Source organism: Siansivirga zeaxanthinifaciens CC-SAMT-1, assembly GCF_000941055.1.
GTDB lineage: Bacteria > Bacteroidota > Bacteroidia > Flavobacteriales > Flavobacteriaceae > Siansivirga > Siansivirga zeaxanthinifaciens.
The window spans coordinates 3,134,423-3,157,500 of the sequence record NZ_CP007202.1 but is presented as its reverse complement, the minus strand read 5'-3'; the positions used below and the strand labels follow the sequence as shown (position 1 = coordinate 3,157,500).

23 protein-coding genes (1 of these 23 cut by a window edge) are annotated in these 23,078 nt (G+C 31.0%); 9 read left to right on the top strand and 14 right to left on the bottom strand.

What is annotated here, in order from left to right; genetic code table 11:
- On the top strand, positions 1-1,432 hold the 3' portion of the coding sequence (locus tag AW14_RS13635; protein ID WP_316930036.1) for a helix-turn-helix domain-containing protein. Its footprint begins 155 nt before the window's first position; the window shows 1,432 of its 1,587 coding nt (coding positions 156-1,587); its start codon lies beyond the left edge, outside the window; the stop codon is at positions 1,430-1,432.
- Between the two features lie 17 nt (positions 1,433-1,449).
- On the top strand, positions 1,450-1,944 hold the full coding sequence (locus tag AW14_RS13630; RefSeq protein ID WP_044639309.1) for a hypothetical protein: 495 nt from the start codon (positions 1,450-1,452) through the stop codon (positions 1,942-1,944).
- A 5-nt stretch (positions 1,945-1,949) separates the two neighbouring features.
- On the opposite strand, the gene AW14_RS13625 is transcribed toward AW14_RS13630, so the two are convergent.
- A complete protein-coding gene (locus AW14_RS13625) occupies positions 1,950-2,183 on the bottom strand; it encodes a DUF6095 family protein (RefSeq protein WP_044639308.1) in 234 nt (77 codons plus the stop codon).
- The gene (murQ, locus tag AW14_RS13620; protein ID WP_044639307.1) at positions 2,173-2,991 is read right to left on the bottom strand and encodes an N-acetylmuramic acid 6-phosphate etherase; all 819 of its coding nucleotides are present in this window, start codon (positions 2,989-2,991) and stop codon (positions 2,173-2,175) included. The genes AW14_RS13625 and murQ overlap by 11 nt, the downstream gene beginning before the upstream one ends.
- Positions 2,992-3,641: 650 nt before the next feature.
- Here murQ and AW14_RS13610 point away from each other — a divergent pair.
- Positions 3,642-4,742: a serine hydrolase domain-containing protein gene (locus AW14_RS13610; protein ID WP_245617602.1), complete on the top strand. Its 1,101-nt coding sequence runs from the start codon at positions 3,642-3,644 to the stop codon at positions 4,740-4,742.
- Between the two features lie 617 nt (positions 4,743-5,359).
- Here AW14_RS13610 and AW14_RS13605 read toward each other — a convergent pair.
- The 6 genes from AW14_RS13605 to AW14_RS13580 all read right to left on the bottom strand — a co-directional run bounded on the left by AW14_RS13605 (position 5,360) and on the right by AW14_RS13580 (position 13,427).
- Positions 5,360-7,573: an NADP-dependent isocitrate dehydrogenase gene (locus AW14_RS13605; protein WP_044639305.1), complete on the bottom strand. Its 2,214-nt coding sequence runs from the start codon at positions 7,571-7,573 to the stop codon at positions 5,360-5,362.
- An 838-nt stretch (positions 7,574-8,411) separates the two neighbouring features.
- A complete protein-coding gene (gene rplS, locus AW14_RS13600; RefSeq protein WP_044639304.1) occupies positions 8,412-8,762 on the bottom strand; it encodes a 50S ribosomal protein L19 in 351 nt (116 codons plus the stop codon).
- Positions 8,763-8,901: 139 nt separating this feature from the next.
- The gene (trmD, locus tag AW14_RS13595; RefSeq protein WP_044639303.1) at positions 8,902-9,582 is read right to left on the bottom strand and encodes a tRNA (guanosine(37)-N1)-methyltransferase TrmD; all 681 of its coding nucleotides are present in this window, start codon (positions 9,580-9,582) and stop codon (positions 8,902-8,904) included.
- A gap of 117 nt (positions 9,583-9,699) precedes the next feature.
- Complete coding sequence (locus AW14_RS13590) at positions 9,700-10,320, bottom strand: hypothetical protein (protein ID WP_044639302.1); 621 nt, start codon at positions 10,318-10,320, stop codon at positions 9,700-9,702.
- Positions 10,321-10,445: 125 nt separating this feature from the next.
- Complete coding sequence (locus AW14_RS13585; protein ID WP_044639301.1) at positions 10,446-11,894, bottom strand: glyceraldehyde-3-phosphate dehydrogenase; 1,449 nt, start codon at positions 11,892-11,894, stop codon at positions 10,446-10,448.
- A gap of 129 nt (positions 11,895-12,023) precedes the next feature.
- On the bottom strand, positions 12,024-13,427 hold the full coding sequence (locus AW14_RS13580) for a trypsin-like peptidase domain-containing protein (protein ID WP_044639300.1): 1,404 nt from the start codon (positions 13,425-13,427) through the stop codon (positions 12,024-12,026).
- A gap of 190 nt (positions 13,428-13,617) precedes the next feature.
- Between AW14_RS13580 and dapF the strand changes: the two genes are divergently transcribed.
- The 5 genes from dapF (at position 13,618) to AW14_RS13555 (ending at position 17,641) form a co-directional block, all read left to right on the top strand.
- Entirely contained in the window at positions 13,618-14,391 is a 774-nt protein-coding gene (gene dapF, locus AW14_RS13575; RefSeq protein ID WP_044639299.1) for a diaminopimelate epimerase, read from the top strand.
- The gene (locus AW14_RS13570) at positions 14,388-14,912 is read left to right on the top strand and encodes a GNAT family N-acetyltransferase (RefSeq protein WP_044639298.1); all 525 of its coding nucleotides are present in this window, start codon (positions 14,388-14,390) and stop codon (positions 14,910-14,912) included. The genes dapF and AW14_RS13570 overlap by 4 nt, the downstream gene beginning before the upstream one ends.
- Positions 14,913-15,956, top strand: coding sequence for an endolytic transglycosylase MltG (gene mltG, locus AW14_RS13565; protein WP_044639297.1), 1,044 nt, complete (start codon positions 14,913-14,915; stop codon positions 15,954-15,956).
- Positions 15,956-16,867, top strand: a complete 912-nt coding sequence (locus tag AW14_RS13560) for a DUF2279 domain-containing protein (protein WP_044639296.1) — start codon at positions 15,956-15,958, stop codon at positions 16,865-16,867. The genes mltG and AW14_RS13560 overlap by 1 nt, the downstream gene beginning before the upstream one ends.
- A 111-nt stretch (positions 16,868-16,978) precedes the next feature.
- Positions 16,979-17,641: a lysozyme family protein gene (locus AW14_RS13555; RefSeq protein ID WP_044639295.1), complete on the top strand. Its 663-nt coding sequence runs from the start codon at positions 16,979-16,981 to the stop codon at positions 17,639-17,641.
- 1 nt (position 17,642) lies between these two features.
- Here the strand turns inward: AW14_RS13555 and AW14_RS13550 are convergent, their stop codons facing one another.
- The 3 genes from AW14_RS13550 to dnaA are packed head-to-tail and all read right to left on the bottom strand — an operon-like array spanning position 17,643 to position 20,257.
- On the bottom strand, positions 17,643-18,359 hold the full coding sequence (locus AW14_RS13550; protein ID WP_044639294.1) for an SAM-dependent methyltransferase: 717 nt from the start codon (positions 18,357-18,359) through the stop codon (positions 17,643-17,645).
- A 6-nt stretch (positions 18,360-18,365) separates the two neighbouring features.
- Positions 18,366-18,818, bottom strand: a complete 453-nt coding sequence (locus AW14_RS13545; protein ID WP_044639293.1) for a low molecular weight protein-tyrosine-phosphatase — start codon at positions 18,816-18,818, stop codon at positions 18,366-18,368.
- Positions 18,819-18,829: 11 nt separating this feature from the next.
- Positions 18,830-20,257 (bottom strand): chromosomal replication initiator protein DnaA, encoded by a 1,428-nt coding sequence (dnaA, locus tag AW14_RS13540; RefSeq protein WP_044639292.1) that lies wholly within the window; start codon positions 20,255-20,257, stop codon positions 18,830-18,832.
- A gap of 193 nt (positions 20,258-20,450) precedes the next feature.
- On the opposite strand from dnaA, the gene AW14_RS13535 reads away from it, so the two are divergent.
- On the top strand, positions 20,451-20,849 hold the full coding sequence (locus AW14_RS13535; RefSeq protein WP_044639291.1) for an acyl-CoA thioesterase: 399 nt from the start codon (positions 20,451-20,453) through the stop codon (positions 20,847-20,849).
- A 1-nt stretch (position 20,850) separates the two neighbouring features.
- On the opposite strand, the gene AW14_RS13530 is transcribed toward AW14_RS13535, so the two are convergent.
- Genes AW14_RS13530 through ribD form a run of 3 tightly spaced genes read right to left on the bottom strand, consistent with a single transcriptional unit; the run spans position 20,851 to position 23,073 of the window.
- The gene (locus AW14_RS13530) at positions 20,851-21,459 is read right to left on the bottom strand and encodes an IMPACT family protein (protein WP_044639290.1); all 609 of its coding nucleotides are present in this window, start codon (positions 21,457-21,459) and stop codon (positions 20,851-20,853) included.
- Positions 21,460-21,464: 5 nt separating this feature from the next.
- A complete protein-coding gene (locus AW14_RS13525) occupies positions 21,465-22,076 on the bottom strand; it encodes an HAD-IA family hydrolase (protein ID WP_044639289.1) in 612 nt (203 codons plus the stop codon).
- Entirely contained in the window at positions 22,069-23,073 is a 1,005-nt protein-coding gene (gene ribD / locus AW14_RS13520; RefSeq protein WP_044639288.1) for a bifunctional diaminohydroxyphosphoribosylaminopyrimidine deaminase/5-amino-6-(5-phosphoribosylamino)uracil reductase RibD, read from the bottom strand. Before ribD ends, AW14_RS13525 begins: the two co-directional genes overlap by 8 nt.
- Between the last annotated feature and the right edge of the window lie 5 nt (positions 23,074-23,078).

The window sequence follows — 23,078 nt, the reverse complement described above, 5'->3', positions numbered from 1 at the left end:
AATTTGGGAAAATATTAATTACACTATTGATGCTGAAACCAAAGATATTACAGAAAATAAAATAGGATCATTCACACAAATACCATTACGATTAGCTTGGGCAATTACAATACATAAAAGTCAAGGATTAACCTTTGAAAGAGCAATTATTGATACTGAAGGTGCTTTTGCTCATGGTCAAACTTATGTGGCTTTGAGCAGATGTAAATCTTTAGATGGGCTTGTTTTGAAAAGTGAGATAAAAAGCAACCATATTATTAGTGATGGCAATGTCCAGATGTTTAACAAAAATTCTGAAGCAAATACTCCTGACATTAATGTTTTACTAAATTCTCAAAAACTTTTTCAACTGGATTTGATACTAGAGGTTTTTAATTACTTCGAATTTTTAAATCCAATAAATAGATTAATAGATTTATTTTATAAAAACAGATCTGTAATTATCGGTGATATAGAATCATCTTTATTAACAATTAAAGATAGTATTACAAATCTTTTAAAGGTTAAAAATGCTTTTTCTTCGCAGCTAAATAGTATTTCCAAAGATGCGAAAATACCAGAATCAAGTGTAATAATACAAGAACGTTTTGTTAAGGCAATTTCTTATTTTAAAAACGAAACACAAAACCAAATTATAGAAGTTTTAAAAGCTATAACATTTACTACAGATAACACTGCTTTAGAAAATGATATGTACAAACATTTAGATGCTTTAGAGGATTTACTATCAATTAAAACGTGTTATTTTAAAGAATTAGAAAATGGCTTTAACACGAAAAAATTTTTAGAACTTAGAGCAAAATCGGTATTTATTACCAAGGAAAAGTCGAGAAAAGTAAGATCTAACATTGTAGACGGTACCTCTAATATTGCATTGTATGAGCAATTACGTGTACTTCGTAATGATATTGCTAATGAACAAAATTTAGTTCACTTTCAAGTATTTACACAAAAAGCTTTATATGAAATGTGCGAAACCTTGCCTGTAACTAAAGCAGAATTAAAAAAAATTAACGGCATGGGTAAGGTTCGTATAGAAAAATATGGAAATGCAATTTTAGAAGTTATTAAATCATTTTGTATGGAGAATGATATAGAAATTTCTAATAATAATTTTGAAGAAAACAAAACAACCATACGAAAAGGAGATACTAAAAAAATATCCCTTAAATTATTTAAAAAAGGAAAAAATGTATCAGAAATAGCAGAGGCACGTGGTTTAAATGAAGCTACAGTTTTTGGTCACTTGGTAAGTTATATTAAGTCGGGTGAAGTGAAAATTACCGATTTAATATCAAAAAAACACTATGACGAATTATTAAAAATTATTCCAACAAAAACATTCTACAGCCTATCAGATTTAAAGAGTCAATTAGACGATGTTTACTCTTATGCAGAAATTCGTCTGGTATTAAATATAATTCAACAATAAATTAATTAATTAAAACAATGTCTTCAAGTTTAATTATAAAATCAAACATTAAAACACTTGAAAAAGCTCATCTTATTTTAAATAAACTATCAAATGACTTATTAAGTGATTCTTCAATTGCTCCCTATTATTCGAGTATAGGCTCTCATATGAGGCATATTCTCGATTTTTATAGTTGTATTTTTAATATTACAAATGAAAATAAAATAGATTTAACAGCCCGTCCTAGAAATAAGGCTATTGAAAATTCTTGTGAAGAAGCTAAAATTTATTTAAATAATATTATAGAAACTTTAAAAAATTTTAATTGCAATTCAAACAAAAACATCATAGTATTAGATGATTTAGGTTTAGGTACTATTGAAATATTGACTACAATAGAATCTATCTTAGCTCAAGCTAATAGTCATACGATTCATCATTTTGCCATAATAAATTATATTTTAAATAATTTAAATATAACAATTGAAGATCCGAATTTTGGATTTAATTATACTACTCCAAAAAAATAATTTAATTACTTCTTTTTAAACATACTGGACATTATAGTTCTTATGCCTTTAAAAATTAAAAACACTGCAAAAACGCATATTAAACAGGAAACAATTAATAGAGGTATATAAAGACTATTTTCTTTATCAGACATGGCCATAGTCATTAAAGTTGGTCCCATGAAAAGGCTTAATGCAGCAAAAACAAGAAGTTTTATGCCTCGAAATAAAATAATTTTGTCTGTTTTTTTAGTTTCCATTTGTGTAATTTTTAATTGCTAATCGCACGTTTTTATATTTATTTAATAAATCTTTTGCTTTTTCTTCAGTAACATTAAGCTCGATCATAATCATTTTTACACCCCTATCAACAAGTTTATTGTTGCTAAGTTGCATATCTATCATTTTATTGCCTTTTATATGGCCAAGCTGAATCATAGTTGTTGTGGTAATCATGTTTAGCACCAGTTTTTGAGCTGTTCCAGCTTTCATTCTGGAGCTTCCAGTAACAAATTCAGGACCAACTATAACTTCAATTGGATATTTTGCTGTGTTTGATAACGGACTGTTTTTATTGCAGGTAATACAACCTGTAACAATATTTCTATTATTGCATTCTTTTAAAGCCGAAACAACATAGGGTGTGGTCCCTGATGCTGCTATACCTATAACAACATCATCAGTTGATACGTTATATGATTTTAAATCTCCCCAACCTTGTGTAAGTGAATCTTCTGCAAATTCTACTGCTTTTCTAATTGCTGTGTCACCACCAGCTATTAATCCTATAACCAAGTCATGAGAAACGCCAAAAGTAGGTGGGCATTCTGATGCATCTACAATACCCAAACGACCACTTGTTCCAGCTCCTAGATAGAAAATACGACCTCCTTTTTTTAATTTATTTACAATAATTTCAATAAGTAATTCTATTTGAGGAATGGCTTTTTCTACTGCTAAAGGAACTGTTTTGTCTTCATTATTTATGTTACTTAATAGTTCGGAAACAGTCATCTTTTCCAGATGATTATATTTGGAGTCTTGTTCTGTAGTTTTAATAAAACGCATTATGGTTTATAAATTTTCAATGTAAAGGTCTAAAAATTATTTACAAAAAAAAATTTATAACTATTTATGTAGGGATTGATTTTAAGTGAGTATCTATTGTATTAAGAATTTTAAGAAAACTTACCTTCAATAGCTTTTACATTTTCTTTATTTACATTATGATAAAAGTTAATTATTATTTCAATGAAGCTTATGATTTTTTTTTATCCGAATGTTGAATACGTAATATTTCATTATCTAAAGCTTGCTAAATTTTATTTTACTTAATTCCATAAACAGGTTGTAATTGTTTTTTTTCAATTGAAAAATAAAGGACTATATAGCCTGTTTTAAATTGTTTAAATCAGATGTTTAAGTGGTTTTATGTGTGCGCTTATTGGAGAAATTTTAATAAATATAGAATATTGCCATACTCTTATCTAGAAAGTGTGGTTTACTATGCAAGTTATTTTTTTTTAGATGCTGGAACATGGCGTAATTCTGGAGGATATTTAGTGATTTTTGCAATTCAAAAATTTGATAGGTGACTAAGTATTGTAATTGTGGTTTTTGCACACGATAATATTTAATGCTATTTTTATGTTAGGTTATGTAATAGCTTATAATGCCTCAAAGTGCATTATGTTTTGAATTAGATAATATTTTTAAATGTGAAAAAAACAAGTCAATTAATTATAATTATAAGTTTTGTGCTATTTCCTTCTTTCAAATCACTATTAGCACAGAGTACTATTAATGCTTTTAGCAAATCTGAACGTATTGTTAAGAAATTAATTAGAAAGAAACAAGTGCCTGGACTAGCCATTACTGTTTCAAAAAATAATAAAGTGTTATGGTCTAAAGGTTATGGTTATTCAGATTTAACTAATAAAACCTTAGTTGATCCTGATAAAACGGTTTTTAGAATTGGAAGTGTATCTAAACCTATTGCGGCCATAGGACTATTAAAGATAGTTGAAGATAGTCTTATGACACTTGAAAGTTCTATTTATAATTATGTGCCTTATTTTCCTAAAAAAGATTATGACATAACCATTAAGCAATTAGGGGGACACTTATCTGGTATTAGAAATTATCAAGGAAATGAATTTAAATTAAATAAACCTCTTGATATTCGTGAGGGAATCTCACTTTTTGCAAATGATTCATTATTGTTTCAGCCTGGAACTAAATACAACTATACTAGTTATAATTGGAATTTAATTTCATTAGCCATTCAAGAATGTACTAAAATTCCTTTTGAAGATTTTGTTAAATATAAAGTATTGATTCCTTTTAATATGAATAAAACTTTTGTAGACAATAATCAATATATTGATGGTAAAGCTATTTTCTATAAAAAAATACGAAAAAGACATTTTAAACCTGTTGAAAACGTAAACAATTATTTCAAGATAGCTTCTGGTGGTTACCTATCGACATCTAAAGACATTAACATTTTTGGTAATGCTTTATTAAATGATTCTTTGGTGAACCCCAAACAATTTAAACCATTTATCACAGCTCAAAAAATTAATAATAATGATGCTAATTCTACATATTACGGTATAGGATTTCAGGTTAGCAAAGACAGTAGTGGAAGGCCGTATTTTGGTCATATTGGTAATGGTTTAGGAGGTTACGGAATTTTTTATGTTTACCCAGAGCAAAAAGTGGTTTTATCTATTTTAACAAATACTTCAAATCCAAATGTCGATAAGAAATTTAATAAATTAATTGATACTTTGTTTGATAGTATTAATAATCTTTGAAAGATATTGTAAATTTTCAGGCTTTTGTTTTAAAGCAAATAACATTTTAAGTTTTTGCATTCTGTTAAAATGATTCTACCTAAAGTATTGTTGGGTATATTTATAAACTCTAAAAAAACTTTGAAGTCTCTTGATTTTTATAATTAGTTTATAACTTCTCTATAGATTTTTAATTTATAAACATCTCACCACAATAAAAGACTAACCTTTTTTTAAGTATTAAAACCTAAATAAAGACTAACTAACGGGATATAATAACAATCGCTCGATTAACATTAAAACTATTATATACCTTTTTTTTTAATTTTTAATATTGAAAACCCCGACTACTAAAAGTTTTATGAATTTTAACTTTATGAAATTTAAACTTTTTTTGTATAAAGTTTATATGCAAAAATGAAGCTATATAAAAAAAGATATATTAAAAATAGTTGTCAGTAAGTTAAAATTAGATTTTAATTGGCTTTATATCTGTTAATTTGAAATCGTATTTTATCTTAATCGCTATTTGACTTTCTTGGTTTAGATAATGTTGGCCAACAAATATTTTACTTTATTTTATCAAACAATAAAAAAAGCCCCTTCAAAGGGGCTTTTTTTATATGAGTTTAATTAAATTAAAATTCTAAAATAGAATTTAAAGTATTACTAGGTCTCATTACATTGTTTACCAATGCTTCATTTGGTTCATAGTAACCACCAATGTTAGCTGGTTTTCCTTGAATTTCTGTCAATTCTTTTAAAATAACAGTTTCATTTTGAGCTAATTTTTCGGCTATTGGGGTAAATTCAGCTTTTAAAGCAGCATCTTTAGTTTGTTTCGCTAACTCTTCAGCCCAATACATTGCTAAATAAAAATGACTACCTCTGTTATCTAACTCACCAGCACTTCTAGAAGGCCCTTTTTTATTTTCTAATAGTTTACTAGTCGCTTCGTCTAAAGTTTCTCCTAAAATTTTAGCTTTTTCGTTATTGTTAACTTCACTAAAATGCTCTAAAGAAACCGCTAATGCTAAAAATTCACCCAAAGAATCCCAACGTAAGTGGTTTTCTTCTAACAATTGTTGTACGTGTTTAGGCGCAGATCCACCGGCACCGGTTTCAAATAAACCACCGCCATTCATTAAAGGTACTATAGAAAGCATTTTGGCACTGGTTCCTACTTCTAAAATTGGAAATAAATCGGTAAGGTAGTCTCTAAGAACATTTCCAGAAACTGAAATAGTATCCAAGCCATCTTTTAATCTTTTACATGTAAATAAAGTAGCATCAACTGGCGATAAAATTCTTAAATCTAAACCTGTTGTATCGTAATCTTTTAGGTAAGTATTTACTTTTTTAATTATTTCTGCATCATGAGCTCTGTTTTCATCTAACCAGAAAACAGCAGGCGTATTAGAAGCTTTTGCTCTATTCACTGCTAATTTAACCCAGTCTTGGATAGGAGCATCTTTAGTTTGACACATTCTCCAAATATCTCCAGCTTCAACTGCATGTTCAATTAATTTATAACCATTAGCATCTACAACGGTTACTTTTCCGTTTGAAGCTATTTCGAAAGTTTTATCATGAGATCCGTATTCTTCTGCTTTTTGAGCCATTAAACCAACATTAGGAACTGTTCCCATGGTTGTTGGATCGAAAGCACCATTTTCTTTACAAAAATCTATAGTTGCAGAATAAATTCCGGCATAACTACTGTCTGGAATAACGGCTTTTGTATCTTGTAATTTACCTTCAGCATTATACATTCGACCAGAAGTACGAATCATTGCTGGCATAGAGGCATCTATAATAACATCACTTGGTACGTGTAAATTTGTAATTCCTCTATCGCTATTAACCATAGCAATTGCAGGTCCCGATTTAAAAGCAGCATCTATATCTGCTTGAATTTCGTTACGCTGAGCTTCAGGTAATTCTTGAATTTTTTCAATGATATTTCCGAAGCCATTATTTACATCTACACCAATTTTATTGAAAGTGGCTCCGTGTTTTGCAAAAACGTCTTTAAAAAATATTTTTACGGCATGACCAAAGATGATAGGGTCACTAACTTTCATCATGGTGCCTTTCATGTGTAATGAAAACAACACGCCGTTGGCTTTAGCATCTGCAACTTGAGCCTCAAAAAAGTTAATTAAAGCTTTTTTACTCATTACTGTTGCATCAATTATTTCGCCTTTTAATAAATTAAAACTATCTTTTAAAACAGTTTCATTTCCTTCATTATCAGTATGAATAATTTTTATGCTGGTTGGTTCTGCAATAGTTAGCGACTTTTCATTATGGGCAAAATCACCATAATCCATAGTAGCCACATGCGTTTTAGAGTCTTTAGACCAGGCTCCCATAGAATGCGGATTGTTTTTCGCGTAATTTTTTACAGCTTTTGGAGCACGTCTATCTGAATTCCCTTCACGAAGTACCGGGTTAACAGCACTACCTTTTATTTTGTCGTAGCGCGATTTGATATCTTTTTCTTCTGCAGTTGCAGGTTCGTCTGGGTAATTAGGAATATTAAAACCTTGAGATTGTAATTCTTTAATAGCCGCTTTAAGCTGAGGAATTGAAGCACTAATATTTGGTAATTTTATAATGTTTGCTTCTGGTTTTTTAGCCAATTCACCAAGTAAAGCCAAATCGTCTGAAACACGCTGGGTCTCATTTAAAAAATCTGGGAAGACAGCTAAAATTCTTGCTGCTAAAGAAATATCTTTAGTTTCTATATTAATACCAGATGATTTAACAAAAGCTTTAACAATAGGTAAAAAAGAACGTGTAGCTAAAGCAGGTGCTTCGTCTGTTTTTGTATAAATAATTTTGGACATTACTTTGTGTTTTTAATGTTTAATAGTTTAATTCTTGGTTAAGAAAGTTCTTAATTTTTACGAGTTGCGAATATACAAAAAATGCCTTTTAAAATTGTTTTTAACCCTTATGAATAATAATATGAGCATTAACTTTTAATACAATTTAAAAAAAAATAGGAGTAAGTATTAATTTGTTAATAAATGTGGGTGAGAAGTAAAAATACAAAAGCCATATCACTGTAGTTTTGTACTACTTTGACATGGCTTTCTTCGAAATAATATAACTAAATTTTATTAGTACTACTAATAAGTTTTAACTTGCGTTTAAAACTGTCTTTAATTTAGTGCTATTATTTCAACGAAACATTTTTCTTGTAATTTCCAAAATTTATTGACCTATTACTAAAATGTTTCGAATATTGTTTTTCTATTTTTGAAATGTTCCTTCGTAAAAATGATTTAACATTTAAAGCTTTTTTGATAAAATTTAATCCCTTAGGAAAATTTTATTTTCAGCTTTTATTATAAACATCTAATTCATTTTACTAAAATTTGTAAATGTTATAATACCATGGTATCTGTAGATGCAGTTGTAAATGTCCTATAGAACCTAAAAAAAACAATGTATTTAAAGAACGTTATCTTATTTAGTATTATATAAATTCATTGTTGCTATGAAACCAACCCAAGGCTGTTATTAATACTTTCACTAAGATAACACTAGAATTCAATAAATCAAAATAAATAAGGTGTTAAATATCAACTACTTATAAACCAAAGTTATTAACAATGGTTAATAAAAAAACCTTGAGAAATTATCTCAAGGTTTTTTAGTTTGTAAAGCATATATGTTTTATTAACGTCTACGCTCTTTAATTCTAGCTTTTTTACCAGTAAGTCCTCTAAAGTAGAAAATTCTAGCTCTACGTACTTTACCACGTTTATTAACTTCAATTTTTTGTAACGCAGGTAAATTGATAGGGAAGATACGTTCTACACCTACAGTACCAGACATTTTTCTAATTGTAAAAGTTTCAGATGAACCTGAACCTCTTCTTTGAATTACAACACCTCTAAAAAACTGAGTACGAACTTTTTCGCCCTCTCTAATTTCGTAATAAACGGTAATTGTGTCTCCAGCTCCAAACTCTGGAAAGTCTTTTTTTGTTACAAATTCGTCTTGTACAAATTTTATTAAAGATTCCATATCTTTATATTTTATAATTGGTTTATTCAGAACAACATACGCGATTTTCGCCAGAGGTTAACCCGAAATTGGGTGCAAAGATAATTAAAAAGTTAAAAGTTAAAAATTAAAGGATCATATTTTTAAAAAAAATGCACTATTAATCTTCAGCTAATAAATCAGGTCGTCGTTCTTTAGTTCTTAAGTAAGCCTGTTCTTCACGCCATTTTTCAATTTTTGGTAAATTTCCACTAAATAAAAGTTCTGGAACTTTCCATCCTTTATATTCTCTGGGTTTCGTGTAAATGGGAGGTGCTAATAAATTATCTTGAAAAGAATCGGTTAAAGCAGAAGTTTCATTGCCTAGTACGCCTGGAATTAATCTAATTACGGCATCGCACAAAACGGCTGCGCCTAGTTCTCCGCCAGATAAAACATAATCACCTATCGATATTTCTCTAGTTATGAATTGATCGCGCACGCGTTGATCTACACCTTTATAATGTCCGCAAAGAATGATGATATTTTCCTTTAATGATAACTGATTGGCCATACCTTGTTTTAAGGTTTCACCATCGGGTGTCATATAAATAATTTCATCGTAATCGCGTTCTGCTTTTAATGCTGAAATACATTTGTCTATCGGCTCTATCATCATGACCATACCAGCACCTCCGCCAAATTGAGTGTCGTCTATTGATTTGTAATTGTCTGATGTGTAATCTCTTAAATTATGAAAATGAACTTCCACCAACTTTGCTTCTATAGCACGTTTTAAAATAGATGCTTCAAAAGGACTCTTAAGTAATTCCGGTAGAACCGTAATAATATCAATGCGCATAATATCTTTAAATATGACACAAAGGTAATTTATTTAATGTATTTTAAATAAGGTTTGTATTTGAGTTTTCTCAAATTAAGGATGTTGATAAAGATACGTTATCCTTAGTTTTTAAATTTACTTCGATTTTTTATGTTTATTAATTTCATCCTGCAACTGGCGTCTTACTTTTTGCTCGCGCTCCAGAGCTACTTTTCTGTGTTCTTCAAATTCATCTTCGATATCTTGAAGCGCTTGTTTAGCATTTTTTGTGATGATATTACTGTTTTTAAATTTGTAGATAAAAAGCAATAATAGTGCCAATAACAAAGCAATTATACTCCACATAATTACGCTATAATTGGTTTTACTCATTTGTATACCAAATAAAGCCATGCTATCTTTTTCCTGAAGCGTGTTATTTAATGTGTTTTGAGTATTGTCGAGTTTTAATTTTAAATCTGATATTTCTTTCTTTTGCCCATCTACAAGGCGCTGCGTATCTAATAAATCTTTGTGTACAGCTTTTAAAGAATCGATGGTATGGGATTTTAAAGTATATAACCATACTTTTTTAACCGTTTTGTAGTCTTGCCAACTATTAGATTTTCTAATAACATATTCAAATTGACTATCTATAGTTCCGCTATTTAACGATAATTTTTCTTCTTCGGCATCTTGATTTTCAGGGGTTGTTTGAGCAAAAGTATTTAAGGTAAAAAGGTAGGTAATACAGACTAGAAATTTGATTTTATTCATTTTTAAAGTTTTTATGAAATGCTAATTTATTAATATATGATGTATTGTGAAAATATTGGTTAACAAAAGCCCCACGTTGTGGGACTATGTAATATACGACTAAGAATTTAATTTGGATTATTTTATTAATAATAAGTGTAGCGTCTTACCTTAGCAATATACTTTGCTAACCTAATAACTTGGTGACTGTAACCATATTCATTGTCATACCAAACATATAAAACCATGTTCTTTCCATCGGGTCTTACAATAGTTGCTTTGCTATCGTAAATAGCTGGAGCAGATGAGCCTATGATATCGCTAGAAACAAGTTCGTCGCTAAACTCATATTTAATTTGTTCTACAAGATTGCCTTCGAGGGCGTATTTTTTAAGAATGGTATTAACACCCGAAAGCGATGTTTTATTTTTTAATTCTAAATTTAAAATAGCTAAGGAACCATTTGGTACTGGTACACGTATGGCATTAGATGTTAGTTTTCCTGCTAAACTAGGTAGAGCTTTTGCTACGGCACTTCCTGCACCGGTTTCTGTTATTACCATGTTTAACCCGGCAGCGCGACCACGACGGTATTTGTCGTGAAAATTATCAACTAAGTTTTGGTCGTTTGTATAGGCGTGAATTGTTTCTATATGTCCAGATTTTATTCCAAATGAATCTTCAATGGCTTTTAAAATTGGGGTAATAGCATTTGTAGTACAAGATGCCGCCGAAAAAATATGGGTCTTATCTGGATTATTATCTAGATGATTTACACCATAAACGATGTTTGGAATTTCTTTCCCAGGCGCAGTTAATAAAACTTTGCTTACCCCTTTAGATTTTAAATGTCTGCTTAAAGCAGTTTTGTCTCTAAAAACACCTGTATTATCTATAACCAAAGCATCATTTATATTATATGCCGTGTAATCTATGTCTTCTGGATTATTTGCCGAAATTATTTTAACCGTTGTACCGTTAATAATTAAAGCCTGATTATCAATATCAATAGAAACAGTTCCAGAAAAGTCCCCATGAATAGAATCATTTTTTAACAAGGCAGCTCTTTTTTCTAATGTTTTGCTATCTATATTACCACGAGTTACAATTGCTCTTAAACGTAGTTGACTGCCTTTACCGGTTCGCGACATAAGTTCGCGAGCTACCAATCTACCAATTCTTCCAAAGCCATATAAAACAACATCTTTAGGCACTAGAGATTCGGTTTTATTAATATCGTTTAATTTTGAAATAATAAACGCTTTAGCATCGCTAAGTTTTTCTTCTTCAGAATGATACTCGAAGGTTAATTTTCCAATGTCTAGTTTTGCTGGTGGCATGTTAAGTGATTTAATAGCTTGAGCAATTTCAACTGTATCGAAAATTGAAATTGGTTTTTCTACAAATTTTGCAGCGTACTCATGTAAATTTAAAATGTCACTTACATTTTTATCTATCAATTGATTTCTAAAAATAACCAGTTCAATTGATTTGTCGTACCATAAGTCACTAACAATTTTAATAAATTCTACAGCAGCTTTTCTACGGTCTGTTTGAAATGCTAATTCCTTTTCGTAAGCTTTAGTTTTTATCATTTTAATAGTTTTAGTTTAGTTTTTTTGCAAAAATATCAAAATTCAAACGTTTTCGTGAATGGCTTTAACAAAAAAATAACCTCTTAGAAATTCATCTAAGAGGTTATTTTCAATATTTATTATTTAAAATTATCTAAAATTATAACGTTCCTTTTCTCCATTAGTATTTATAAGTTCTATTCTTAATGGTTCGTAAGGCGATCTGTTTTTTAATGCATCTTGTACATCATCAACCGTATTAATTTTCTGTTCGTTAATTGAGGTTATTATAGAACCTTCTTTCACGCCATTTTTAGTCCAATACTCCTTGTATTCATCATTTAAATCAATAATTTTCACACCATTAGTAGCTTTAAATTTCTTTAAATCTTCTCTTTTGGCATTTTTAACCATACCAACAAGTGGTAGTGTATACGTTTCATTTCTAGTTAAAGTAACAGCAACAGTTTTTAGTTTTCCGTTTTTAGAAACAGTAATGTTAACAACATCGCCCGCACGCTTTGCACCAATGTGTCCTGTTAAATCTGAAAATTTAGAAATTTTTATGTTATCTATTTCTTTAATAATATCACCTTTTTCTAAACCTGCTTTATCGGCTCCCGAATCTTCAACTACACTATCTATGTAGATACCCTCGGTTTCGCTTATTTGTTTTTGGTCTGCAAACTCACTGTTTAGTGCCGCTCCCGTTATACCAAGAATACCATTTTGTACGTTACCATACTCCATAATATCTTCAATAACACGACGTGCAATGTTACTAGGCACTGCAAAAGAATACCCTATATACGATCCTGTTTGCGATGAAATGGCAGTGTTAATTCCTACCAGTTCGCCTCTGGAATTAACTAAAGCTCCACCAGAATTTCCTGGGTTTACAGCAGCATCGGTTTGAATAAACGATTGCGTGCTAGATCCCGATAAATCCCTAGCCTTAGCACTAATAATACCGGCTGTTACTGTAGAAGTTAAATTAAAAGGATTTCCAACGGCCAATACCCACTCTCCAATTTTAGCTTGATCTGAGTCGGCAAACGTAACAAAAGGTAAATCTTCATCGGCTTCAATTTTTAAAAGCGCAATATCTGTTTTTGGATCACTTCCAATAATTTCGGCATCGTACGTTTTATTATTGTTTAATGTCACTGTTAGTTTATCCGAATTATTAATAACATGATTATTTGTAATTATATAACCATCTGCATTAATTATTACTCCAGAACCTGTTCCCATTTGGGCACGTTGTGGGCTTCTGCCCGAGAATAAATCCTGTAAGGTCATTTGGCCAGAACTTATGGTTACGTTTTTTACATGAACAACGGCATTTACTGTGTTTTCGGCAGCTATAGTAAAATCTGGAGCGTCTGCTAAATTATTTAAATTAGTAACATTACTTGTTGGTAAATAACTTGGAGTTGTAATTGTTGATGTTGTAAATACCTTATTTTCGGGTTCTAAAAATAGTTTATATGCTCCTAAAGTAACAGCACCACCAAATACAGAAACAAGTAATAATGATAAAATCTTCTTCATAATTTTTATCTGTTTTTAATTATTTAAATTTTTTTAAAATACTTAACATTCGAAGAATTTAAAAGAATGTTTAAGTGTTATTTTTGTTTAAGAACGATTAAATTTAATTATTTATTGAATGGTCAATATAACTTTAACGACTATTTAACAACACAAAAAACAGTTTAATATTTATATATTTGCGCTAATTATGCAACAAACTTTTTATAAATATCAAGGAACAGGAAATGATTTTGTGATGATTGATAATCGTCAACAAACATTCAACAAAAAAGATACCAAACACATCGCTTTTTTATGTGACCGACGTTTTGGCATAGGTGCAGACGGACTCATTTTACTAGAAAATCATCCCGAATACGATTTCAAAATGGTTTATTACAATGCCGATGGAAATGAAAGTACCATGTGTGGAAATGGCGGTCGTTGTCTGGTAGCTTTTGCAAAAGATTTAGACGTTATTTCAAATAAAGCTGTTTTTGAAGCCATAGATGGTTTGCATCATGCGACAATTAATAAGGGTATTGTCGAGTTGCAAATGCAAAATGTACAAAGGGTTGAGAAATTTGATAGCCATGTTTTTTTAAACACAGGTTCTCCACATCATGTTCAATTTGAAACCGAAATAGAAGACTTTGATATTAAAACCAAAGGCGCTAAAATTCGATATGGAGCTCCTTATAATGAAGCTGGTAGTAATGTGAATTTTGTAAAAAAAATTACTAATGACGTTTTTCGGGTGAGAACTTACGAACGTGGGGTAGAAGATGAAACTTTGTCATGTGGTACTGGCGTGACTGCTGTAGCCATAGCCATGCATGCTTTAGGTGAAACCGATAAAAACCGCATTAAACTTCAAGTAGAAGGCGGCGAATTACAGGTAGCTTTTGATGCAGATAATGATGGTTACAAAAATATTTGGCTTGTTGGCCCGGCAACTTTTGTATTTAAAGGAAGCATATGATAACCTTAAAAGGCGAACATATTTACTTAAGAGCTTTAGAGCCGGAAGACTTAGAGTTCGTTTATGTGGTTGAAAACGACGAAACTGTTTGGGAAATTAGCAACACACAAACACCTTATTCACGATATTTAATAAAGCAATATTTAGAGCAGGCTCATAAAGATATTTATGAGGTTAAGCAGTTACGACTCGTGATTTGTTATTATGATAATGAAGTATTAGGACTAATAGATTTATTTGATTTCGATTTTAAAAATAAACGCGCAGGAATAGGAATTTTAGTGAAAGACGAAAAAAACAGAGCTAAAGGCTATGGTAAAGAGGCGCTTAAATTGCTTATAAATTATAGTTTTACACATTTAGGATTGCATCAATTATATTGTAATATTTCAGAAGAAAATCAAGCTAGTATTCAACTGTTTTCAAATCAAGGATTTAAAAACGTTGGTCTAAAAAAAGATTGGAACCTGGTAAACGGAACTTTTAAAAACGAATATTTATTTCAGCTTATAAATAATTAAATGTATATAAAAAAAATACTTGTAGCGATTGCGCTATTAGGACTCTTGGTGGCCGCTTATTTTGCGAATTTTGTTTATAAAGCGATGTTAAAACCCAATACGGCTTTTAATAACGATACGGCTTATATTTACATACCAACTAATGCTAATTACAATGTAGTAAGAGAACAACTAGAACCTTTAGTTAAAGATATTGATTCTTTTGATGATTTAGCAGAACAGAAAAAATATACATCTAACATAAAAGCTGGACGTTACGCTATAAAAAAGGGTATGAGTAATAACGATATTATTAATTCTATTCGCTCTAATAACCTGCCTATTAAGTTGTCTTTTAACAATCAAGAATCTTTTGAAAAATTAGCCGGAAGAGTTAGTTCTCAAATAGAAGCCGATAGCATAAGTCTTCTTAAAGTTATGAATGACGAAGCCTTCTTGTCTAAAAATAAATTCAACAAAGCAACAGCATTAGCCATGTATTTGCCGAATAGTTATGAGTTTTTTTGGAATACTCCGGCCGAACAGTTTAGAGACCGAATGTTGAAAGAATATCATAGATTTTGGAATGAAAACCGAATCTCTAAAGCAAATGCCATTGGATTAACTCCTAATCAGGTGGCTACATTGGCATCCATTGTATATGAAGAATCTAAGCAAGCTTCAGAACAACCCAGAATAGCAGGTGTTTATATGAATAGATTGCGAATTGGGATGCCTTTGCAAGCAGATCCGACCTTGAAATTTGCTGCTTATCAACTGCCTCAATATAAAAATACGGTTATAAAACGTGTTTTAAATATTCATAAAGAGATTGATTCGCCATATAACACCTATAAGCATTTGGGTTTACCACCAGGTCTCATTGCCATGCCCGATATTTCTGCTATTGATGCTGTTTTAAATTATGAAAAACATCAATATTTATATTTTGCTGCCGATGCTAAGCGAGTGGGCTTTCATAAATTTGCTAAAAATCTTGCACAGCACAATGCCAATGCTCGAGAATATCAGCAGTATCTATCGTCTCAAGGCATCAATAAATAGTGGTTGGCTTTAAAAGACATATTAGTTATTTATTTGTTTTATTGCCATTAGTTTATTTTTCTCAATCAAAAACAAATACATTTTTAACAGCAAGCGATTCTTTAAATATTTCAAGACGCAATGCTGTAGTTGTTACCGAAGCATCTTTGGCCGCCGGGGCTTTAATTGGATTAAACCAGTTGTGGTATGCAGATTACGAACGCTCGAAATTTCATACTATTAACGATTCTGATGAATGGTTACAACTAGATAAAATGGGGCATGCCTTTACAGCTTACCAACTAGGGAAACACGGTGCGCAGCTATTAAATTGGAGTGGTGTTAGTGAAAAAGATCAGTTAATTTATGGTGCTACCTTAGGATTTACTTTTTTAACTGCTGTTGAAGTTTTAGATGGTTATTCAAAAGCATGGGGTTTTTCTTGGACCGATATATTGGCTAATGCGACGGGTGCTGGATTGTACGTTGGGCAAGAGTTGCTCTGGAAAGAACAGCGTATAGCTTTAAAGTTTTCTTTTCATCAAACAAAATACGCAGCTTTAAATCCAGATAAGCTTGGACAAGATTTTTTAGAGCAGCTTTTAAAGGATTATAACGGACAAACCTATTGGTTAAGTTTTAATTTACATGCGTTCTTTAAGGATGCTAATTTTCCTAAATGGTTAAATTTGGCTATTGGGTATGGCGGTGATGGCATGATTTCAGCTTCAAATAATACAGAAAATGAAGCGTTTAATTCTTTTAAGCAACAACGTCAGTTTTATTTGAGTTTCGATATTAATTTAAATTCAATTAAAACAAATTCGAAATTACTTCAACTCTTTTTTGGTGTTTTTGATAGTTTAAAAATTCCTTTCCCCACATTAGAATTTAATAAAAATAGGTGTGTATTTCATCCGTTCTACTATTAAAAAAAGTAGATAAACGAGTAATTTTGATATTATAAAAAAAATATCTAATTTTGCACGCTCAAATTTTCAAGCATAAAATATTAATTATCAGTGCTGAAGAAATTTAAATTTATGAGAAAAAGTATTGCAAGTTACCTAATACTAACACTTTCAATATGTATTCTATTGTTTGTATCTGTTTCTTCAAAGGAAACAGTAATAGATTTAGGTAAGTATTCAACAAAAGGCATAGAGTTATGTTATACTGTAAGCCAGGACGAAAACATTAAAGATAATGTTTTAGCGTCGAATGAAGTGAACAAAGCGTTTTCTCCTTATTTAGGAAAATCTTTTGTAGGATTCAAAGAAGCCATTGGTTTTAAAGAATCTAGAGGAAATTATTTTATCGTGAATACCTTTGGGTATTTAGGTAAATATCAATTTGGAAAGGGCACCTTACGCGCTCTTGGAATTAACAACACAGATACGTTTTTAAAAACTCCAGAATTACAAGAACGTGCTTTTATAGCTTATGCACAACGTAATAAATGGATTTTGCGAAGAGATATTAAAAACTTCGTAGGAAAACGAATCAATGGAATTCTAATTACAGAATCCGGTATTTTAGCGGCAGCCCATTTATCTGGTGCTGGTAGCGTTAAAAAATATTTAAGAAGTTACGGCTTAGATAATTTTAGCGATGGTTACGGTACAACTATCGAACATTACATGAGAAAATTTGCTGGTTACGATACATCGTTTTTAAAAGCCGACAGGAAAGCAAAAGCTATGTAATTTAACTTTTATGAATAATAAATATGGTAGGTCTTTTATGAAGGTCTACCATATTTTTTTTCCATTGAGCGGCTGTTTGGGTTTTAATAAATTCTGTTGGAAGTGTGATATCGCAGGCCACGCAAATTTTTGTGTTTTGCTCTAAGTAATTATGTAAATCTTCCAGCATTTTATTGTTTCTGTAGGGTGTTTCAATAAAAATTTGAGATTGATTGAATTCAAACGATAAGCGCTCCAAACGTTTTATTTCTGTTTTTCGTTCCCCTTTATCAATAGGTAAATAGCCATTAAAAGCAAATCGTTGTCCGTTCATGCCAGAACTCATCATGGCCATTAAAATGGAAGAAGGACCAACTAAAGGAACAACTTTTATGTTTTTTTGATGAGCCAAGCTAACTATATCGGCTCCAGGATCGGCAACACCAGGGCATCCAGCTTCAGAAAGCAACCCAACATCAATACCGTTAAGACATGGTTCTAAAAAGCTTGGCAAATCTTTTTCGTCTGTAAATTTGTTTAAAAGAAACATTTTTAAAGCTGGTTGCGATTTATCTGGCGCAATACGTTTAATAAATCGGCGGGCCGTTTTATCGTTTTCAACAATAAATGTATCGGTTGTATTAATAACGTTATTTACAGATGCAGGTAGCACTTCAACCGGGTCGTTATCTCCTAAAGTTGTTGGAATAAGGTATAAGATGCCTTTTGTAGTGTTCATTTATATTTAAGTTAATTTTTTAGCAATGTTATTACATGCTTCATCCAACATTAAATATACATTTTTAAAACCATCGGTTCCGCCATAATAGGGGTCTGGAACATTTAGATTTTCATTGGGGTACGCTTCATTTAATATAAGTTGAACTTTGTTGATATCGTTTTCATTTCTTGCTAGGGCAATAACATTTTCGTAGTTAGAATCGTCCATTACATAAATGTAATCGAAATTATCAAAGTCTGAAACCTTAAATTGTCTTGCTTTTTGGTTTGAAATATTTAAACCAAAAGTTTTAGCAATGTCAATCGATCTTTTATCGGGAGCACTTCCTGTATGATAGTTTCCGGTACCTGCAGAGTCTATAAAATAGTCTTTAGTTGGAAGTTTAGAGCGTAAAATGCCCTCTGCTAATGGCGAACGACAAATATTGCCCAAGCATACCATTAGAATTTTAGTCATTATAATAGATTTTAAACAGACAGTTTTTTTGTAATATCTTCAACGTATTTTTTGAATTGCTTGTCTGTTGATGTTAAGTTATCAACTGTTTTACAAGCATGTAATACCGTAGCGTGGTCGCGTTTTCCTATTTGAGACCCAATACTTGCCAATGAAGCTTTTGTAAATTTTTTAGCAAAAAACATAGCCAATTGTCTTGCTTGAACGATATGACGTTTACGAGTTTTAGATTGCAGCGTTTCAATATCCATTTGGAAATAGTCTGATACCACTTTTTGAATATAATCGATTGAAACTTCGCGTTTGGTATTTTTTACAAACTTTTCTACAATAACTCTAGCCAAGTCTATGGTGATTTCTTTTTTGTTAAAAGAAGACTGAGCAATTAAAGAAATGATGGCGCCTTCTAACTCACGAACATTGGTTTTAATATTCTTAGCTACATACTCAACAATATCATCTGGCATTTCAACACCATCGCGATATAGTTTATTTTTAAGAATAGAAACACGCGTTTCAAAATCTGGTGTTTGTAGTTCTGCCGATAAGCCCCATTTAAACCTAGATAATAAGCGTTGCTCTATGTCTTGCATATCAACAGGTGCTTTGTCACTGGTTAAAATAACTTGCTTGCCATTTTGATGTAAATGATTGAAAATGTGGAAAAACACATCTTGTGTACCTGTTTTACCAGATAAAAACTGAACATCATCAATAATTAAAACATCAATTATTTGATAAAAATGAATAAAATCATTTCTATTATTTTTCTTAACAGAATCAATATATTGTTGCGTAAATTTTTCAGCAGAAATATATAGAACCGTTTTTTCTGGATATTTGTCTTTAATATCTACACCAATAGCATGTGCTAAGTGAGTTTTTCCCAAACCAACACCACCAAAAATAAGTAATGGATTAAAAGAGGTGCCTCCAGGTTTTGAAGCAACAGCTAAACCGGCACTTCTGGCTAAGCGGTTAGAATCACCTTCTAAAAAGTTTTCAAAACTATAGTTTGGATTTAATTGAGATTCAATTTTTACATTTCTTATACCCGGAATAATAAAAGGATTTCTTAATTCTGGGTTTTTATTATTTAAAGGAATGTCAACTTCTTGAGATTTAACGGCGCTTCTATTAGAACTTGGGATTTTTTCGGTAAAAGGTTGTTTATTACCATAGGTGTTTTCCATTTTAATAATGTAAACTAATTTGGCTTTTTCACCCAACTCTTTGGTAAGCGATACTTTTAGGATTTTAACATAATGTTCTTCAAGCCATTCATAAAAGAATTTACTTGGTACTTGAATACTCAACGCATTGTCAGTAAGTTTTACTGCTACAATTGGTTCAAACCAAGTTTTGTATGCTTGCGGTTGAATGTTATCCTTTATGAATTCAAGACAATTATTCCATACCGATTGCGCAGTTCTACTCATTATTGTTAGTTATGTTTTTTTGGTTTGTTAGTTTGATTATAGCGAAAAAAAATAGATTTTCTTCTCTATCTTAGGTTTGGCAAATATGTGAACAAAATTCTTAAAAAAAAAATCATTTACTATTGAATTTTTATAAAAATTTCCTCATGTTTATCCTCTAGCCGAAACTACAAAAAAATATCCAATATACGTTATGAAATTCGATGAAATACAAATAAGAGTGCGTTATGGTGAAACCGACCAAATGGGGGTTGTTTATCACGGAAATTACGCATTATATCTAGAGATGGGACGCATTGAATGGTTACGAAACATGGGGATTTCTTACAAATCGATGGAGGAAAATGGCGTGATGCTACCTGTAGTTTCATTGAGTATAAATTATAAGAAATCAGCTGTTTACGACGACTTAATTAATGTAAAAACTCAACTAAAAAAAATGCCTTCTGTTAAGATTGAATTTGAGTATGAAATTACAAATCAGCACGGGGAACTTTTAACAACTGCAGAAACAACTTTAGTGTTTTTAGATAAAAATACTTTAAAACCAATTAAGGCGCCTCAGTACATCTTAGACGCTATCAATAATTAATCTAAATTGTTTTTATTTCAATTTCAAAAAGCTGATTGAAGATTTCAAAAATAGTTGGCGCTTCTTTTTTTCTTACCGAAATTGTGATTTCACAATTGAGTTCTAATTTCTGATTCGTTATGTTGAGCTGGCGTTCTTTAATAACTCTCATAACGGTATTCATATTTTTGTAATCGAAAGTAATTAAGAAATCAATACTTATTGTTTTTTCAATGATTTTACAGTTTTCTAATGCTAATTGTGCTGTTGTTTTATAAGCATTAATTAAACCGCCAACCCCTAATTTTACCCCACCAAAGTAGCGAACAACGACTATTAAAATGTTGGTAACATCAAAAGATTGTATTTGACCGTAAATAGGAGCGCCAGCACTATTATTGGGTTCGCCATCATCATTGGCTCTGTAAGTAATAACTTCTGTGCCTAATTGATAGGCATAACACCAATGTCTGGCAGCATGATGTGATTTTTTTAAGGCTTCCAAATGTTGTTTAATGTCTTCTTCGTTTAACACTGGAAAGGCATAACCAAAAAACTTACTATTCTTGTCTTTAAATAAAACGGGTTCTGATGCTATATCTATTGTTTTGTATGTGTCTTTTTCTTCCAAAAGGATTAAAATAAACTGGATTTGGTTTCAAATAAATTGGAAACATCTTGGGTTTCTGGTTGAATGTTCCAGATGTGAATCCCTAATTTAGTTGCTGTTTTACAATTTTCTAAATTGTCGTCAATAAATAAACATTCGCTGGCAGCCAACTTATTTTCATTTAATACAAATTCAAAAATATCGGCGTTAGGCTTTCTTAAGTTAATTTCATGCGATAAATAAAAAGCATCAAAACAATTTTTAAATTCTGTAAAAAAAGGTACGTGTTCCTTAATCCAATTTATATGTAATTCGTTGGTGTTGCTTAGCAGAATAAGTTTAAATTTCTTTTCAGATTTTAACTTTTTTAGAAACTCTAGTCTGTGCTTTGGAAAGTCTTTTAAAATGTAATTCCAGATGTAAACGAGTTCTTCTGTGGTAAGATTCGGAAAGTTTTCGGAGTAAAATTCAATAAATTCTTCTGTTGAAATTAAACCTTGTTCGTAAAAACTGTTGAATGCTATAATTTCTTCCGATAAAGAATTGATTTTAAATGACTCAAGTGCATAGTTAGATGCACCTTCAATATCTAAATTGATGAATACATTTCCAAAATCGAAAATGAGTGTTTTAATCATTAATATATGTTTTAAGTATGTCTTTTAAAATATAAGTTTCAGAAATTAAATTACCAGAAAAGCTTGGCGCTTTCACACCGTCGTTAAATTTAACGTGGCCTGTAAAAATACGAGCTTCATCCCATAAATCTTCATCAATAAATGTTTGTAGTGTTTTAGAGCCACCTTCAATAATTACCGAATTAATATGCTTATTGAATAAGAAATCGCAAATTTGAGCACCTATTTGTTTTGAAAAATCCATCTCTTTTTCGCTAATAAAATACGTGTTCGCATCGGTATTAAAAACCGATAAATTTTCAGGTAATTTCTGTTTCTTATCAATAATAATACGGGTAGGGTTTTCGCCGGTCCAGTCTCGAGCTGTTAAACTAGGATTGTCTTGTAAAGCCGTATTTGTTCCAATTAAAATAGCTTGTTCTTCGGTTCGCCATTTATGTACCCATTGTCTGGAAATGGTATTGGTAATCCAAACTGGTTTTTGTTCAGATTTTTGTTTGGGAGCAATAAATCCATCGACTGTTTCTGCCCATTTTAGAATGATGTAAGGTCTTTTTTTATTATGAAATGTAAAAAAACGTTTATGATGTGCTCTGCAAGCAGCCTCCAAAACACCAACAACCACATGGCAGCCTGCTTCCTTTAATTTTTTAATGCCTTTTCCGGCTACTTGTTCGTTATCGTCAATACATCCAATAACCACATTAGGAATCTTGTTTTTTATTATTAAATCACTACATGGTGGGGTTTTTCCAAAATGCGAACAAGGCTCTAAGGTTACATAAATGGTGGCGTCTTTTAATAAGGATTGGTCCTTAACAGAATTAATAGCGTTTACTTCGGCGTGATTTCCGCCATACGGACTTGTAAATCCTTCGCCAATAATTTTATTATTATAAACAATTACACTACCAACCATAGGATTTGGTCGGGTTGTACCCAAACCATTTTTAGCAATCTCCAGGCATCGGTTTATATAATATTCGTGTAAATTCAATGCAG